We start from the raw sequence: 13,748 nt of genomic DNA, 5'->3' as shown, positions 1-13,748 counted from the left end.
GCCAAAAAGTGGGCCGGATTATAGGCATATTCTGTTGATGTTGACACGCACCGCGTTGGATCAGTGCTGGCTTTGACTGGCCGTGTCGCCCTTTTGCAGGGCTTGCAGCCGGGCCAGGGTGTCCTGGCGGTAAAAGGCCTTCAGTTGCTCATAGACCTCGGGGTAGGTGCCGTGCAGCAGGTCGGGCGCGCTGAAAAAGTACTCGCTGGTCACCGCGAAGAATTCGGCAGGGTCTTCGGCGGCGTAAGGGTCGATGACCGTTTCGATGTCTGGATCGTTGTCCAGTTGCCGGTTGAGATCGTCGTAGGCGTTTTGCATGACTCTGGCCCACTCGCTGATGCGCATGTCTGCGTGCAGCGGCGGCAGGCCGTTGGCATCGCCATTGAGCATGTCGAGTTTGTGCGCCAGTTCGTGGATGACCAGGTTATAGGCATCCCAGTCGCCACTGGACAGCACGCCCGGCCAGGCCAGAATCACCGGGCCCTGTTGCCAGGCTTCTCCGCTGTGCTCGCCATCCCATTCATGTTCGATACCGCTGGCATCGCGGTGCCGTTGCGGGCTGATGAAGTCGCCGGGGTACAGGACGATTTCGTGAAAACCCTGATACCAGTTCAGATCCCCGAGGTTGAGCAGCGGCAACTGTGCCTGGGCCGCGAGGAACAACCGTTGCTCATCATCCAGTTCGACACCCGGCAACGCCGTCAGGTGCTTGGCTTGCAGGAACAGCACGCAGGCGTCGCGCAGGGCCTGGTGCTGCGCTTCACTTAGCCCGTCCAGAATCGGCAGCCGCTGGCATACCTGTTGCCACACTTCGAGGGCGACAGGGTTTTTAGCCAGCGTGCGCTGTCTGCGCCAGTTGCTGAACGACCACATGGCTCAGCGGGCGTCTGCCGAGCGGCCCATGCGGCTGCGTATCAGGCCGATGACCATGGGCAGCAGGGACATCAGAATGATCACCAGCACCAGCAATGTCAGGTTCTTTTTGATAAAGGGCACATTGCCGAAATAGACCCCAAGCGTTACCAGGCTGCCTACCCACAGGATCGAGCCCAGCACGCTGAAACTCAGGAAGCGCAGGTAGTTCATCCGGCCGACGCCCGCGACGAAAGGCGCGAACGTACGAATGATCGGCAGGAAGCGCGCCAGTGTGACTGTCTTGCCGCCATGGCGTGCATAGAATTCCTGGGTGCGGATCAGATAGTCGCGGCGGAAGATTTTCGAGTCTGGATTGCTGAACAGCTTCTCTCCGGCGGTTCGCCCGATGATGTAGTTGGTGCTGTCGCCCAATATGGCTGCCAGCATCAACAGCCCTCCCAACAGAACCGGGTCCATGCCGCCACCGGCAGCCACTGCGCCTGCGATGAACAGCAGCGAGTCGCCTGGCAGGAAGGGCATGATGACCAGCCCCGTCTCACAGAAAATCACCAGGAACAGGATGGCGTAGATCCAGGTGCCGTAGTTGGCTACCAGCAGGTCGAGATACACATCGAGGTGCAGGATGAGGTCGAGGGGGTTGAAATCCATTGGAATACCTGAGGCCAGACCCTTGGAACAGGGCACGTGCGGAAGAAACTACTGTGCAGTACGCGCGGCATTATAGAGGGATAAACATGGCAACAGGTTTTTCGCGACTGAAGTCGCTCCTACGGATTAATGCTAATCACTCAAGCCACAAACAAGACTTGTGGGAGGCAGCTTGCTGGCGACAAAGGCCTGAAAACCGGCAGATATTCTGCGTCTGTACGCTGAAGTCGCCAGCAAGCTGCCTCCCACAAAGTGATTTATGACCTTAGTTGATCGGTAATACGTAGTTCTTGAACTGGGTATCTTCCTTGAAACCAATGGACTCATAGACCTTGTGTGCCACTTCGTTGTCGCTGCTGGTGGACACGCGCATGCGTACGGCCTGGGTTTCCTTGGCCATCTGTTTGGCATGCTTCATCAGATGGTCCGCGACCAGCTGGCGACGGGAGTCTTCGGCCACATAGATGTCGTTGAGAATCCACACACGCTTGAGCGACAGCGACGAGAAGCTTGGGTAGAGCTGGCAGAAGCCCAGCACTTTGTTGTCGTCATCCTTGGCCAGTGCCAGGTAGATCACGGATTCATCGCGGCGCAAACGCTTTTCCAGAAAATCGCGGGATGAGTCCGGGAACGGCAACTCGCCATAAAACTCGCGATATTTGATGAACAGCGGGCAGAGCAGGTCCAGGTGTTCAAGAGTTGCTTTTATGATCCGCATGATTGGGCCTCAACTTCACTATGGGCGAATGCAGTGTGCTCGGGCGACGGTTCGATGCTGCCGACTGGCTTTAGAAAGCGCAATCTAAAGCGGCTCAACCGGGCCTGCGAGCAGGAAGTTACCCTTGTTATCGGCTGCGTTATCCGATTCCACAGTCTTCAATTCGGCTTCATCCTTGAGGTTCACCCCCGAAACCTGTCGCCGGCAGGCTTCACGCATCAGATAAAGCAAGCGATGAGCCGCCATTGCGTAACTCAGGCCTTCCAGTCTCACATTGGAGATGCAGTTGCGATGGGCGTCGTTCAGGCCAACCTTGGGCGCATAGGTGAAATATAGACCCAGACTGTCCGGGGAGCTGAGGCCCGGGCGTTCGCCGATCAGGATCACCACCATCTTTGCGCCAAGCAGTTCACCGATTTCGTCGGCGATGGCGACACGGCCTTGCTCCACCAGAACCACTGGAGACAGCGTCCAGCCTTCGGCGCAGGCCTGTTCTTCCATGCGCGCCAGAAACGGTACGGTATGGCGATGAACGGCCAGCGACGACAGACCATCGGCAACCACCACGGCCAGATCGACCCCACCGGGATGAGCAGCAGCGTAATCCTTTAATTGCAGAGCCGAGTCTTCGTTCAGGCGTCGTCCCAGGTCCGGGCGTTGCAAGTAACTGTGGCGGTCTGCGGCGGCGCTGTGTACCAGCAGCGTTTCACGGCCTTTTTCCGCCAGTTGTGCGCTTAGCCCTGCATGATCGAAGGGCAAATGCACGGCATCCCGTGCCTGAGCGTGGGCGAACTGAAAGTCCAGTTGTGCGTTGGTCGGCAGGCTGGTGCCGGTACGACCCAGTGCAATGCGCGCCGGGGTCAGGCGGCGCAATTCCAGCCATGGGTTGGGAAGTGTGTCGTCGGTCATGGAGAGCTCACTCATGCCAGGTGCGCCAGAGCCTGGCGAAAGGCCGGTGGCAGGCTGTCGCCAAAGCGCACATGGCCATCGGCCTGGGTGAAGATGCCCATTTTTTCCAGCCAGGCCTCGTATTCGGGGGCCGGGCGCAAGCCCAGGCTCTGCCGCGCATAGAGCGCGTCATGGAAAGAAGTGGTCTGGTAATTGAGCATGATGTCGTCCGAGCCGGGGATGCCCATGATGAAGTTGATCCCCGCCACGCCCAGCAGCGTCAGCAAGGTGTCCATGTCGTCCTGATCGGCTTCGGCGTGGTTGGTGTAGCAGATATCACAGCCCATGGGCACGCCCAGCAGCTTGCCGCAAAAGTGGTCTTCGAGCCCGGCGCGGATGATCTGTTTGCCGTTGTACAGGTATTCCGGGCCAATGAAGCCGACCACTGTGTTGACCAGAAACGGGTTGAAATGCCGGGCCACTGCGTAGGCGCGGGTTTCGCAGGTCTGTTGGTCCACGCCATGGTGAGCGTTGGCCGACAGCGCGCTGCCTTGTCCTGTCTCGAAATACATCAGGTTCTGCCCGAGTGTTCCGCGATTGAGGCTCAGGCCCGCTTCGTAGCCTTCCTGCAACAGTTTCAGGTTGATCCCGAAGCTGGCGTTGGCGGCCTCGGTGCCGGTGATGGATTGAAAAACCAGATCGACCGGTACGCCGCGGTTGATCACTTCAATGGAGGTGGTGACATGGGTCAGCACGCAGGACTGGGTCGGGATTTCATAACGCTGGATGATCGCATCCAGCATTTCCAGCAGCGCGACGATGGACGAGGTGCTGTCGGTGGCCGGATTGATGCCGATCATGGCATCGCCGTTGCCGTACAGCAGGCCGTCCAGCACGCTGGCCGCAATGCCCGATGGCTCGTCGGTCGGGTGGTTGGGCTGCAGCCGCGTCGACAGGCGTCCGCGCAGGCCTACGGTGTTGCGAAAGCGTGTCACGACGCGAATCTTTTGCGCGACCAGCACCAGATCCTGTACACGCATGATTTTCGAGACCGCTGCGGCCATCTCCGGCGTCAGGCCGGGAGCCAGAGCGCGCAGGCTGGTTTCGTCGGCCTTGTCGCTGAGCAGCCAGTCACGAAATCCACCCACGGTCAGGTGGCTGACCGGGGCAAAGGCCACCGTGTCATGGGTGTCGATGATAAGGCGGGTAACTTCGTCTTTTTCGTAAGGGATCAGCGCTTCTTCAAGGAAGTGCTTGAGAGGAATATTGGCCAGCGCCATTTGTGCGGCGACTCGCTCTCCATCGTTTTGCGCTGCAACCCCGGCCAGAAAATCGCCGGAGCGGGCAGGACTGGCTTTTGCCATGACGTCCTTGAGGCTGTCGAAACGGTACGTCAGCGCACCGATAGCCTGGGAAAAGCTTGCCATACAGATTCTCCATGACGTCCCGCCGTTGGCGTCGGACGTAGTCTTTCGGTCAAACCGGTGACGTTCCGGTTCAAGCGACTGTGGGAAGCGATGTAAGCAATTAATACTCCATAGTGAATGGAAGTGCGAATTTGCGGGGTGTGGCTGGAGGATTTTGCGGGTGTTGCTTCAAGGTGGAGCGCCGGGATTCGGGAGAATGCCCGGCGTTGGTGCGCTGTTCGCGGATGAGCCCCACACGGTCTGCGCAGGAGCGAATTCATTCGCGAACAACCAATCAGAAGAAGCCCAGCGGATTGGTGTCGTAGCTCACCAGCAGGTTCTTGGTCTGCTGATAATGCTCAAGCGCCACTTTATGGGTCTCGCGGCCTACGCCTGACTTCTTGTAACCACCGAATGCCGCATGCGCCGGATACAGGTGGTAGCAGTTGGTCCAGACGCGACCGGCCTTGATGGCGCGACCGACGCGGTAAGCGCGGTTGATGTCGCGGGTCCATACGCCGGCACCCAGGCCGAACTCGGTGTCGTTGGCAATGGCCAGGGCTTCGGCTTCGTCCTTGAAGGTCGTGACGCTGACCACCGGGCCGAAGATTTCTTCCTGGAAGACGCGCATCTTGTTGTTGCCTTTAAGCAGTGTCGGCTGGATGTAGTAACCGGTCGCCAGGTCGCCCTCCAGTTTTTCCACCTTGCCGCCGGTCAGCAGCTCCGCGCCTTCGGATTGAGCAATCTCCAGGTACGAGAGAATCTTGTCGAATTGCTGCTGCGAAGCCTGCGCGCCGACCATGGTGTCGGTATCCAGCGGGTCGCCGCGTTTGATCTTCAGGACTTTCTTCAACACCGCTTCCATGAACTGCGGGTAGATGGATTCCTGAACCAGCGCGCGGGAAGGGCAGGTGCAGACTTCGCCCTGGTTGAAGAACGCCAGCACTACGCCTTCTGCGGCCTTCTCGATGAACTCAGGCTCGGCGCTCATGATGTCTTCGAAGAAGATGTTCGGTGACTTGCCGCCCAGCTCCACGGTGGACGGAATGATGTTGTCCGCCGCCAGTTTCATGATGTGCGAGCCCACGGGGGTGGAACCGGTAAAGGCGATCTTGGCGATGCGCTTGCTGCTGGCCAGCGCTTCACCGGCTTCGCGGCCATAACCCTGGACGATGTTCAGCACGCCGGGTGGCAGCAGGTCGCCAATCAGTTCGACCAGTACGCTGATGCCCAGCGGCGTCTGTTCGGCGGGCTTGAGTACGACGCAGTTGCCGGCGGCCAGGGCTGGCGCGAGTTTCCAGGCAGCCATCAGGATCGGGAAGTTCCACGGAATGATCTGGCCGACTACGCCCAGCGGCTCGTGGATGTGATACGCAACGGTATTGCCGTCGATTTCTGCTGCGCTGCCTTCTTGCGCGCGCAGGACGCCCGCGAAGTAGCGGAAGTGGTCGACGGCCAGCGGGATGTCGGCGTTCAGGGTTTCACGAACTGCCTTGCCGTTGTCCCAGGTTTCGGTGATGGCCAGCTTTTCGAGGTTGGCTTCGATGCGATCTGCGATTTTCAGCAGAGTCAGCGAACGTTCCTGTACGGAGGTCGTGCCCCAGCCCGGCGCGGCAGCGTGGGCGGCGTCCAGCGCCTTGTCGATATCCTCGGCGGTGGAGCGGGGGAATTCAGCAATGGGTTTGCCGGTGATGGGCGAGGTGTTGGTGAAGTATTGGCCTTTGACCGGTGCGACAAATTCGCCGCCGATGTAGTTACCGTAGCGCTCCTTGAAGTTGATGAGCGCGCCTTCGGTACCTGGATGTGCGTAACGCATGGTGAAGTCTCCTGATTCTTGTTGTGGGGAGTTCAGCGTGGTCAAACCTGTGGCAGAGAGTAGCCAAGAGTAGGCCATTTAGCTCCGGTTCGGGAATGAACTTTAGCCGTAGGCTTTCGCTGTACCGGACAAAGACCGGGTGCCATTTGAGCGGTCCTGAGCTAACCTGCGCGGATGTTATAAGAGGTCATCATGCATATTCATATCCTTGGTATCTGCGGCACGTTCATGGGCTCGCTGGCGGTACTCGCCAAAGAGTTGGGGCATCGCGTAACAGGCTCCGACGCCAACGTCTACCCGCCGATGAGTACCCAGCTGGAAGCTCAGGGCATTGAGTTGACTCAGGGCTATGACCCGGCACAACTCGATCCGGCACCGGACCTGGTGGTGATCGGCAATGCGCTGTCGCGTGGTAACCCAGCGGTCGAGTATGTGCTGAATAAAGGTTTGCCTTATGTTTCCGGCCCTCAGTGGCTGGCGGATCACGTATTGCAAGGTCGCTGGGTGCTGGCAGTTGCCGGCACTCACGGCAAGACGACCACCAGCAGCATGCTGGCCTGGGTGCTGGAACACGCGGGCATGAGCCCCGGTTTCCTGATCGGCGGCATTCCGCAGAACTTCGCGGTGTCGGCGCGTCTGGGCGGTACGCCGTTCTTCGTGGTCGAAGCTGACGAATACGACAGCGCCTTCTTCGACAAGCGCTCCAAGTTCGTCCATTACCGCCCGCGTACCGCGATCCTCAATAACCTTGAGTTCGATCACGCCGATATCTTCCCGGATCTTCCGGCCATCGAGCGGCAGTTCCACCATCTGGTGCGCACCATCCCGAGCGAAGGTCTGGTGATTCACCCAACGACCGAGCCAGCCTTGCAGCGGGTCATTGAAATGGGCTGCTGGACGCCGGTGCAAACCACCGGGCAGGACGGCCAATGGCAGGCGCGTCTGTTGAGTGAAGACGGTTCGCGCTTTGAAGTGCTGTTCGATGGCCAGCCTCAAGGCGTGGTCGAGTGGGGAATGACCGGGCAGCACAACGTTGCCAATGCCTTGGCGACTCTGGCAGCGGCCCGGCATGTCGGTGTAGTGCCTGCGCAGGGTGTCGAGGCGTTGAGTGCATTCAAGAGCGTCAAGCGCCGCATGGAGAAAGTCGCGGAGGTACGCGGCATCACTATCTATGACGACTTCGCACATCATCCGACGGCTATCGCCACCACCCTTGATGGCCTGCGCAAGAAAGTCGGTGATGCTCCGGTTATCGCGATTATCGAACCTCGCTCCAACTCCATGAAGCTCGGCGCGCACCGCGATGGTTTGCCGGAAAGCGTACAGCAGGCCGATCAGGTGGTCTGGTATGCACCGGCCAATCTGGGCTGGGATCTGGCCGCGACCGCTGCACAATGTTCGGTGCCTTCGATCGTCAGCGATTCCCTCGAGGGGATCATCGAGCGAGTCAAAAGCCAGGCTCAGCCCGGCACTCATGTGGTCATCATGAGCAACGGCGGCTTTGGCGGCCTGCATGGCAAACTGGCCGAGGCCCTGAAATGAGCGGCCCCGAACGCATTACTCTGGCCATGACCGGAGCTTCGGGTGCCCAGTACGGTTTGCGCCTGCTGGATTGTCTGGTTCGTGAAGACCGGGAAGTCCACTTCCTGATCTCCAAGGCCGCGCAATTGGTGATGGCGACTGAAACCGACGTCAGGTTGCCGCCCAAGCCTGCGATGATGCAGGCCTTTCTGACCGAGTACACCGGCGCGACTGCCGGGCAGATTCGTGTCTATGGCCGCGATGACTGGATGTCGCCCGTGGCCTCGGGCTCGGGCTCGCCTAGCGCCATGGTGGTGGTGCCGTGTTCGACTGGCTCTCTGTCGGCCATTGCCAGCGGAGCCTGCAACAACCTGATCGAACGTGCGGCGGATGTCACCTTGAAGGAGCGCCGCCAGTTGATTCTGGTGCCGCGTGAGGCGCCATTTTCCAGCATTCATCTGGAGAACATGCTCAAACTGTCGAACATGGGCGCGGTGATTCTTCCAGCGTCTCCCGGTTTCTATCATCAGCCGCAGACCATCGACGATCTGGTGGATTTCGTGGTCGCACGAATTCTCAATCTGTTGAATATCCCGCAGGACATGCTGCCGCGCTGGGGTGAGCATCATGTGGGGAGCGATGAGTAAGATCCTGCTGATTGCACTGGCGCTGCTCATGACCGGCTGTGCCACGGTCAGGACTCTGGATGCGGCCCAGCCGGGCGCGCCTGTCGTGTATGCCGGTACGCGACTTGATCTGTATGCGATGCAGGGTGGTTGCTGCGAGAAGGACCGCTTCGGCGACGAAGCGCCCGAGTACCCGGCCCTGGATTTACCCGCCAGTGCGTTGCTCGACACCTTGTTGCTGCCGTTGTCGGTGCTGACAGCACTGGGAGTGGGTTATCAGGCTCATGGCGGGTTGTGATTTTTCGCGAATGAATTTGCTCCTTCACACCCCTTAGGAGCGAATTCATTCGCGAACACCTCAGTTTATTTCCCCAATTTACGCAACTCATCCGACTCCACAATCCGAACGCCATCCTGTTCTTCCAGCGCCAGCCGCCACATGGCGCGGGCCAGATTGCAGGCTTCGATAGCGCCGTATTTGCCGGGGAGTAATTTGGCAATCGGTGCCGCGAGCTGTTCGGCCCAGCGGGTTTCCGTACGATTGCCCACCAGCAGGGCCGGGCGTGCGATGGTCAGTTGTGGCCAGTCTTGCGCCCTCAGGGCTTCTTCCATTTCACCCTTGGTGCGGTTGTAGAACACACTGGACCGGGCATCGGCACCGATGGCGCTGATCACCAGAAAATGCCGCGCCCCCAGTTCGCGAGCGCGTTCGGCCACGGTCAGTACCAGATTCAGGTCGATGGCGCGGAAGGCCTCCTGCGAACCTGCCTGTTTGATGGTGGTGCCCAGGCAGCAGAAGGCAATGTCCACTTTGCCGCCGAGGGTGGGTAGAAGGCTGTCCAGTTCGCCCACCGGGTTTTCCAGGTGTGGGTGGGTGGCCAATGGGCGGCGTGTCGGGGCCAGCACACGGCTGACGGTGGGTTCATTGAGCAGGCGATCCAGCAAATGTTCGCCTGTGAGTCCGGTTGCCCCTGCAAGCAGGATGTGTTGCGGCGTCAAGTACATAGTGTTTCTCCCTTGATACTGAATAGCCTAGCGGCTAGTGGAGGTCTTCGCTTCCTTGCGGTTCAAGGTCGTATTCAGCGCTCGCTCTGCCTGATTCTTGCGTAACAGTTGCCAGCGGGCAATGACCCCCTTGGGTGCCCATATCTGTGGTTCCGAAGCCTCGAAATCATCTTCGATTTCACGTTGCGCGACATACGCTTTTGCATCGTTGAAAGCTTGTTGCAGGTCATCGGTTTCGACCAGTGCCCTGGCAAATAGTGCATCACCGAAATAGGTGAAGTCGGCTTCCTCCGAGCAACCGAACGATACGCGGTCAGCTCGTGAGGCAGTCATGACCAGCGTTCGTTCGTCCTTGAGGTCCGGGATGAATCCGCCCGAATAGCAGGCGGAAATCACGATGACCTTGTCCCGATTTTTCAGCGGTACCAGTGCGGCAGCCAATGCATCGGCTGGCAGATCGGCCAGCGACAGGCGCGGTTGGTCGAGCACCAGTTCGTGATCCTGAGTGCCATGGCTGGTCAGATAAATGAACACCAGGTCTTCCGGGCCACTGCGTTGTGCCAGTGTCTGGGCGGCACGGCTGATGGATTCCCGGGTTGCGAGGGGGCGGTCGTTCATGTGGTCGCGGTGATTGACCAGGCTGATTTGCCCGGATGCACCAAACCTTGAGGCCAGCAGGTTGCTGACGTAATCGGCCTCACGCATGAACACGCTTTGCTTGCCGTCACCGGCCACCACCAGGCTGTACAGTTCCAGGCTGGGCGTCGAGGCGGGCACGGCGGCCAGTGCTTTATCCAGTAACGGGCCTTGGGCGAGCAGACCGGCCTCCAGCGGATCGGGCAGCAACGTGCCTTGGGCGTCGCGTATCCGCTGGCCGTTGGCCCAGACACCGCGCAGCTTGACACCGTCGGCGGAGGTCAGCACACCCGGGCCTTGATAGGTGTCATTGGCGAAGTGGCCGACATAGCTGCTGCCATCGGCCAGTTGCAGATGACCTTCGCCGGAGAATTGCCAATTGTTGAACTGGCCTTGATAGCGGCTGCCGTCCGAGCCGATCAGTTCGCCTTTGCCGCTCAGCGCTCCTTCCTTGAACTGGCCGTTCCAGATATCGCCGTCACTGTTCTCGTAGCGACCCATGCCGTCCAGCTGGTTGTTGCGAAAGCCGCCGATATAGTGATCGCCATCGGTGCTTGTGAAGCTGCCGTTACCCTGAAGCTGGCCGTTGACGAATTTGCCGCTGAACTGGTTGCCGCTGGCGTCGGTGCGCACGCCTTCGCCATTGGGTTTGCCCTGAGCGAACTGGCCCTGGAACTGGCTGCCGTCTTCAAGCTCAAGGCGTCCGGGGCCGTCGTATTGACCTGCCTTGAAGTGGCCTCTGTAGAGCAGGCCTTTTTCCTGCCAGGTTCCTTCGCCATCCCGGCGCCCAAGTTTGAAGCCGCCGACGTAATTTCCTCCAGCGGTGATCAGCTTGCCCTGGCCATGGAACAGTCCGTGCTCGAACAGGCCTTTATAGACGTCGCCATTACTGGCATGCCATTCGCCTCGACCATGGCGCTGGCCATTCTCGAACTGGCCAGCGTACCAACTGCCATTGGGGTAATCGATGCGGCCCTCGCCCTGAAGCCGGCCATTGACCAGATCGCCACGATAGCGCCCGCCGTCGGGCAGCAGGCCATCGGGAGGCAACAGGGATTCGCTATCGCCGCAGCCAGCGATCAGGAGAGTCAGAGCCAGAGGAGCAAGCGCGCGCATTTAAGATCCCAAGAGAGTTATTCCGTGACTCTGCTTGAGCAGATGTTCTTGTCACACCGGTGGGAGTATGCCGCAGCGAGTAAGAGGGGTGAAACAGTCTGTTACGACTGTTTCATGTTTCATGGGTGCTACACAAAACACAGGGACAAAGGTTCAGCGATAAAGGCCGGTTTTTCCTGACCTTCGATTTCCAGGGTGGTCGTGGCCTTGAGCAGCCATTGCCCCGGTTTTTTCTCCGTGACTTCCGTCAGCTCGACTTTCAGTCGAACCCGTGAATCGACCTTCACCGGTTGAATGAAACGCACGCTGTCCAGGCCATAGTTGACCACCATTTTCAGGCCTTCGGGCATGACCAGCAGGTCGCCCATCAGTTTGGGAATCAACGAGAGCGAGAGCAGCCCGTGTGCGATGGTGCTGCCGAAAGGAGTCTGTGCTGCCTTGACGGGATCGACGTGGATGAACTGGAAATCGCCGGTGGCTTCCGCGAACAGGTTGATGCGTTCCTGGTCGATGGTCAGCCATTCGGAACGTCCCAGTTCCTTGCCGATGTAGTTCTTGAGCTCTGTAGCAGGTACAAAAGGCATATCACTCTCCTTGATCTTCGGTTTTGCTTGCAGCTTGCAGTCCATACCCGTGCGGGACATTGTCTGCGGGCGCGTGACAAGATCAGCAGAGGGTTGCCGGTTGGTCAAGTGACTCCTTGTGTGCGAATACCTGTCCATAGCCTTGAACGCAGCGTGTTTATAATGGCGCCGTGAGTTCACCGGGTTCATTTATCTTCTGGAGTTCCCATGCTGTTACGGGGTCTGACATGGCTGGTGCTGTTCCAATTGCTGGGGACGGCGCTCAATCATCTGTTCTTGTCGATACTGCCGGGGCCGATCATTGGTCTGGTTTTCATGATCGCGTACCTGATCTGGCGCGGTGAAGTAAGTGAGCCGATCAGTGTGGCTGCCAGCAGTCTGCTGCGTTATCTGCCTCTGCTGCTGGTGCCGCCCGCCGTTGGCGTGATGGTTTATGCCTCGGCCATTGCCGAGGACTTCTGGGCCATCTTTGGCACCCTGTCCGTGTCGCTGATCATTTCGCTGACCTTTGTCGGCTGGTTGATGCAGAAGCTTATCGAGCGTCAGGCACGCCGCCAGGAGCGCTCATGAGTCTGGATTGGCATGGGGCCTGGATGTCGGTGATTCATCACCCTCTGTTTGGCATCGCTATCACGTTGGGTGCTTATCAACTGGCGATGGCTGCTTATGAGAAAACCCGCTGGTTGTTCCTGCAACCTGTGCTTGTCTCGATGGTTGTAGTGATCGGCATCCTGTTCAGCTGTGGTCTGGATTACGCCGAATACCGTAAAAGCACAGAGATTCTGGGCATTCTTCTGGGGCCGGCCACGGTCGCCCTGGCGGTGCCGCTTTATCTGAATCTACGGCGGATTCGTCAGTTGTTATGGCCAACCTTAACTACGCTGGTGATTGGTGGTGTTTTTGCCACCGGCTTGTGCTTGTCGTTGGGCTGGTTGCTGGGTGCCGATCACATGATCCTGATGACCATGGCGCCCAAGTCGGTTACTTCTCCGATTGCCATGCTGGTGGCTGAGCAGATCGGTGGTGTCGCAGCGCTGGCGGCGGTGTTTGTCTTGATCACTGGCGTGTTCGGCGCCATTTTCGGTCCTGGCCTGTTGTCACTGGCTGGCGTTGATAATCACGCAGCACGTGGCATGGCGTTGGGGCTTACCGCTCATGCGGTGGGAACCTCACTGGCTCTGCAGGAAGGCGAGGAGGCAGGCGCCTTTGCTGCATTGGCAATGAGCCTGATGGGTGTTGCAACAGCATTGTTTCTGCCATTGGCCGTGTCTTTGGCTGTTTAAGGGTACTTATTTATGACGTTGCCGCTGTTTCCGCTTAATGCTGTGCTGTTTCCGGGATGCGTGCTCGATCTGCAATTGTTCGAGGCGCGTTATCTGGACATGGTTAGCCGTTGCATGAAGCAAGGCGAAGGGTTCGGTGTGGTGTGCATCACTCATGGCAGCGAGATCGGTGTGGCGCCCGAGGGCTATTCGTTGATCGGCTGTGAAGCGCAGGTCACGGACTTTCAGCAGCAGGACAACGGCCTGCTGGGGATTCGTGTCGTCGGCGGTCGGCGTTTCAGAGTCATCAATGCCACTGTGCAGCGGGACCAATTGTTGATAGCCGATGTCCAGTGGCTGGACGAGCAGCAGGAGCGGCCATTGCAGGAGGAAGATGCCGATCTGGTGGCCTTGCTCGAAGCGCTGGGCGAGCACCCGATGGTCGCGTCCCTTAACATGGGGCTTGAGGCCAGTGGTCAGCAATCGTTGGCCAATCAGCTGGCTTACCTGCTGCCCTTCACTGAGCAGGACAAGATCGAACTGCTGGAAATCGACGACCCCGAAGAGCGCCTGGATGCGATCCAGGAGCTGCTCGACGAGATGCAAGGCGATTTACAGGCCTGATGTTGTAGAAGCGAATTCATTC

The 13,748-nt window shown here is 59.0% G+C and carries 15 protein-coding genes; 6 read left to right on the top strand and 9 right to left on the bottom strand.

Annotation, left to right across the window (positions count from 1 at the left end; translation table 11 throughout):
- Positions 1–60: 60 nt before the first annotated feature.
- The 6 genes from Q6A51_RS20305 to exaC form a co-directional block, all read right to left on the bottom strand.
- Entirely contained in the window at positions 61–873 is an 813-nt protein-coding gene (locus tag Q6A51_RS20305) for a M90 family metallopeptidase (protein WP_304575580.1), read from the bottom strand.
- Between the two features lie 3 nt (positions 874–876).
- Entirely contained in the window at positions 877–1,524 is a 648-nt protein-coding gene (locus tag Q6A51_RS20300) for a DedA family protein (protein WP_201018650.1), read from the bottom strand.
- Positions 1,525–1,789: 265 nt separating this feature from the next.
- A complete protein-coding gene (locus Q6A51_RS20295) occupies positions 1,790–2,242 on the bottom strand; it encodes a GNAT family N-acetyltransferase (RefSeq protein ID WP_201007065.1) in 453 nt (150 codons plus the stop codon).
- 84 nt (positions 2,243–2,326) lie between these two features.
- Positions 2,327–3,166, bottom strand: a complete 840-nt coding sequence (gene eutC, locus Q6A51_RS20290; RefSeq protein ID WP_304575579.1) for an ethanolamine ammonia-lyase subunit EutC — start codon at positions 3,164–3,166, stop codon at positions 2,327–2,329.
- A complete protein-coding gene (locus tag Q6A51_RS20285; protein WP_304575578.1) occupies positions 3,163–4,557 on the bottom strand; it encodes an ethanolamine ammonia-lyase subunit EutB in 1,395 nt (464 codons plus the stop codon). The genes eutC and Q6A51_RS20285 overlap by 4 nt, the downstream gene beginning before the upstream one ends.
- Positions 4,558–4,831: 274 nt before the next feature.
- Positions 4,832–6,352 carry an acetaldehyde dehydrogenase ExaC gene (gene exaC / locus Q6A51_RS20280; RefSeq protein ID WP_201007069.1) on the bottom strand — a complete coding sequence of 507 codons (1,521 nt, stop codon included), beginning with the start codon at positions 6,350–6,352 and terminating at the stop codon, positions 4,832–4,834.
- Positions 6,353–6,544: 192 nt separating this feature from the next.
- Between exaC and mpl the strand changes: the two genes are divergently transcribed.
- Genes mpl through Q6A51_RS20265 form a run of 3 tightly spaced genes read left to right on the top strand, consistent with a single transcriptional unit; the run spans position 6,545 to position 8,797 of the window.
- The gene (mpl, locus tag Q6A51_RS20275; RefSeq protein ID WP_201018653.1) at positions 6,545–7,894 is read left to right on the top strand and encodes a UDP-N-acetylmuramate:L-alanyl-gamma-D-glutamyl-meso-diaminopimelate ligase; all 1,350 of its coding nucleotides are present in this window, start codon (positions 6,545–6,547) and stop codon (positions 7,892–7,894) included.
- Positions 7,891–8,520: a flavin prenyltransferase UbiX gene (ubiX, locus tag Q6A51_RS20270; RefSeq protein ID WP_122369842.1), complete on the top strand. Its 630-nt coding sequence runs from the start codon at positions 7,891–7,893 to the stop codon at positions 8,518–8,520. Before mpl ends, ubiX begins: the two co-directional genes overlap by 4 nt.
- Entirely contained in the window at positions 8,513–8,797 is a 285-nt protein-coding gene (locus Q6A51_RS20265; RefSeq protein WP_304575577.1) for a YceK/YidQ family lipoprotein, read from the top strand. Before ubiX ends, Q6A51_RS20265 begins: the two co-directional genes overlap by 8 nt.
- Positions 8,798–8,862: 65 nt before the next feature.
- On the opposite strand, the gene Q6A51_RS20260 is transcribed toward Q6A51_RS20265, so the two are convergent.
- The 3 genes from Q6A51_RS20260 to Q6A51_RS20250 all read right to left on the bottom strand — a co-directional run bounded on the left by Q6A51_RS20260 (position 8,863) and on the right by Q6A51_RS20250 (position 11,840).
- On the bottom strand, positions 8,863–9,504 hold the full coding sequence (locus tag Q6A51_RS20260) for an oxidoreductase (protein WP_201007074.1): 642 nt from the start codon (positions 9,502–9,504) through the stop codon (positions 8,863–8,865).
- A gap of 27 nt (positions 9,505–9,531) precedes the next feature.
- On the bottom strand, positions 9,532–11,256 hold the full coding sequence (locus Q6A51_RS20255; RefSeq protein ID WP_201018656.1) for a C13 family peptidase: 1,725 nt from the start codon (positions 11,254–11,256) through the stop codon (positions 9,532–9,534).
- Positions 11,257–11,384: 128 nt separating this feature from the next.
- On the bottom strand, positions 11,385–11,840 hold the full coding sequence (locus Q6A51_RS20250; protein ID WP_201018657.1) for a MaoC family dehydratase: 456 nt from the start codon (positions 11,838–11,840) through the stop codon (positions 11,385–11,387).
- Between the two features lie 207 nt (positions 11,841–12,047).
- On the opposite strand from Q6A51_RS20250, the gene Q6A51_RS20245 reads away from it, so the two are divergent.
- The 3 genes from Q6A51_RS20245 to Q6A51_RS20235 are packed head-to-tail and all read left to right on the top strand — an operon-like array spanning position 12,048 to position 13,726.
- Positions 12,048–12,410: a CidA/LrgA family protein gene (locus Q6A51_RS20245; protein ID WP_201018658.1), complete on the top strand. Its 363-nt coding sequence runs from the start codon at positions 12,048–12,050 to the stop codon at positions 12,408–12,410.
- 2 nt (positions 12,411–12,412) lie between these two features.
- Positions 12,413–13,123: an LrgB family protein gene (locus Q6A51_RS20240; protein ID WP_201018803.1), complete on the top strand. Its 711-nt coding sequence runs from the start codon at positions 12,413–12,415 to the stop codon at positions 13,121–13,123.
- A gap of 12 nt (positions 13,124–13,135) precedes the next feature.
- A complete protein-coding gene (locus tag Q6A51_RS20235) occupies positions 13,136–13,726 on the top strand; it encodes an LON peptidase substrate-binding domain-containing protein (protein WP_201018659.1) in 591 nt (196 codons plus the stop codon).
- Positions 13,727–13,748 lie beyond the last annotated feature (22 nt).

Origin of the sequence: Pseudomonas serbiensis (assembly GCF_030580745.1) — a bacterium.
In the GTDB taxonomy this organism is placed as follows: domain Bacteria; phylum Pseudomonadota; class Gammaproteobacteria; order Pseudomonadales; family Pseudomonadaceae; genus Aquipseudomonas; species Aquipseudomonas serbiensis.
This window is presented reverse-complemented; position numbering and strand designations above follow the sequence as displayed.

Excerpts from the sequence above, each read along its gene's own strand:
- mpl (WP_201018653.1), top strand. The coding sequence starts at position 6,545 with ATGCATATTCATATCCTTGGTATCTGCGGCACGTTCATGGGCTCGCTG.
- Q6A51_RS20260 (WP_201007074.1), bottom strand. The coding sequence starts at position 9,504 with ATGTACTTGACGCCGCAACACATCCTGCTTGCAGGGGCAACCGGACTC.
- Q6A51_RS20235 (WP_201018659.1), top strand. The coding sequence starts at position 13,136 with ATGACGTTGCCGCTGTTTCCGCTTAATGCTGTGCTGTTTCCGGGATGC.
- Q6A51_RS20255 (WP_201018656.1), bottom strand. The coding sequence starts at position 11,256 with ATGCGCGCGCTTGCTCCTCTGGCTCTGACTCTCCTGATCGCTGGCTGC.
- Q6A51_RS20250 (WP_201018657.1), bottom strand. The coding sequence starts at position 11,840 with ATGCCTTTTGTACCTGCTACAGAGCTCAAGAACTACATCGGCAAGGAA.
- eutC (WP_304575579.1), bottom strand. The coding sequence starts at position 3,166 with ATGAGTGAGCTCTCCATGACCGACGACACACTTCCCAACCCATGGCTG.
- exaC (WP_201007069.1), bottom strand. The coding sequence starts at position 6,352 with ATGCGTTACGCACATCCAGGTACCGAAGGCGCGCTCATCAACTTCAAG.
- Q6A51_RS20300 (WP_201018650.1), bottom strand. The coding sequence starts at position 1,524 with ATGGATTTCAACCCCCTCGACCTCATCCTGCACCTCGATGTGTATCTC.
- ubiX (WP_122369842.1), top strand. The coding sequence starts at position 7,891 with ATGAGCGGCCCCGAACGCATTACTCTGGCCATGACCGGAGCTTCGGGT.
- Q6A51_RS20265 (WP_304575577.1), top strand. The coding sequence starts at position 8,513 with ATGAGTAAGATCCTGCTGATTGCACTGGCGCTGCTCATGACCGGCTGT.
- Q6A51_RS20285 (WP_304575578.1), bottom strand. The coding sequence starts at position 4,557 with ATGGCAAGCTTTTCCCAGGCTATCGGTGCGCTGACGTACCGTTTCGAC.
- Q6A51_RS20305 (WP_304575580.1), bottom strand. The coding sequence starts at position 873 with ATGTGGTCGTTCAGCAACTGGCGCAGACAGCGCACGCTGGCTAAAAAC.
- Q6A51_RS20245 (WP_201018658.1), top strand. The coding sequence starts at position 12,048 with ATGCTGTTACGGGGTCTGACATGGCTGGTGCTGTTCCAATTGCTGGGG.
- Q6A51_RS20295 (WP_201007065.1), bottom strand. The coding sequence starts at position 2,242 with ATGCGGATCATAAAAGCAACTCTTGAACACCTGGACCTGCTCTGCCCG.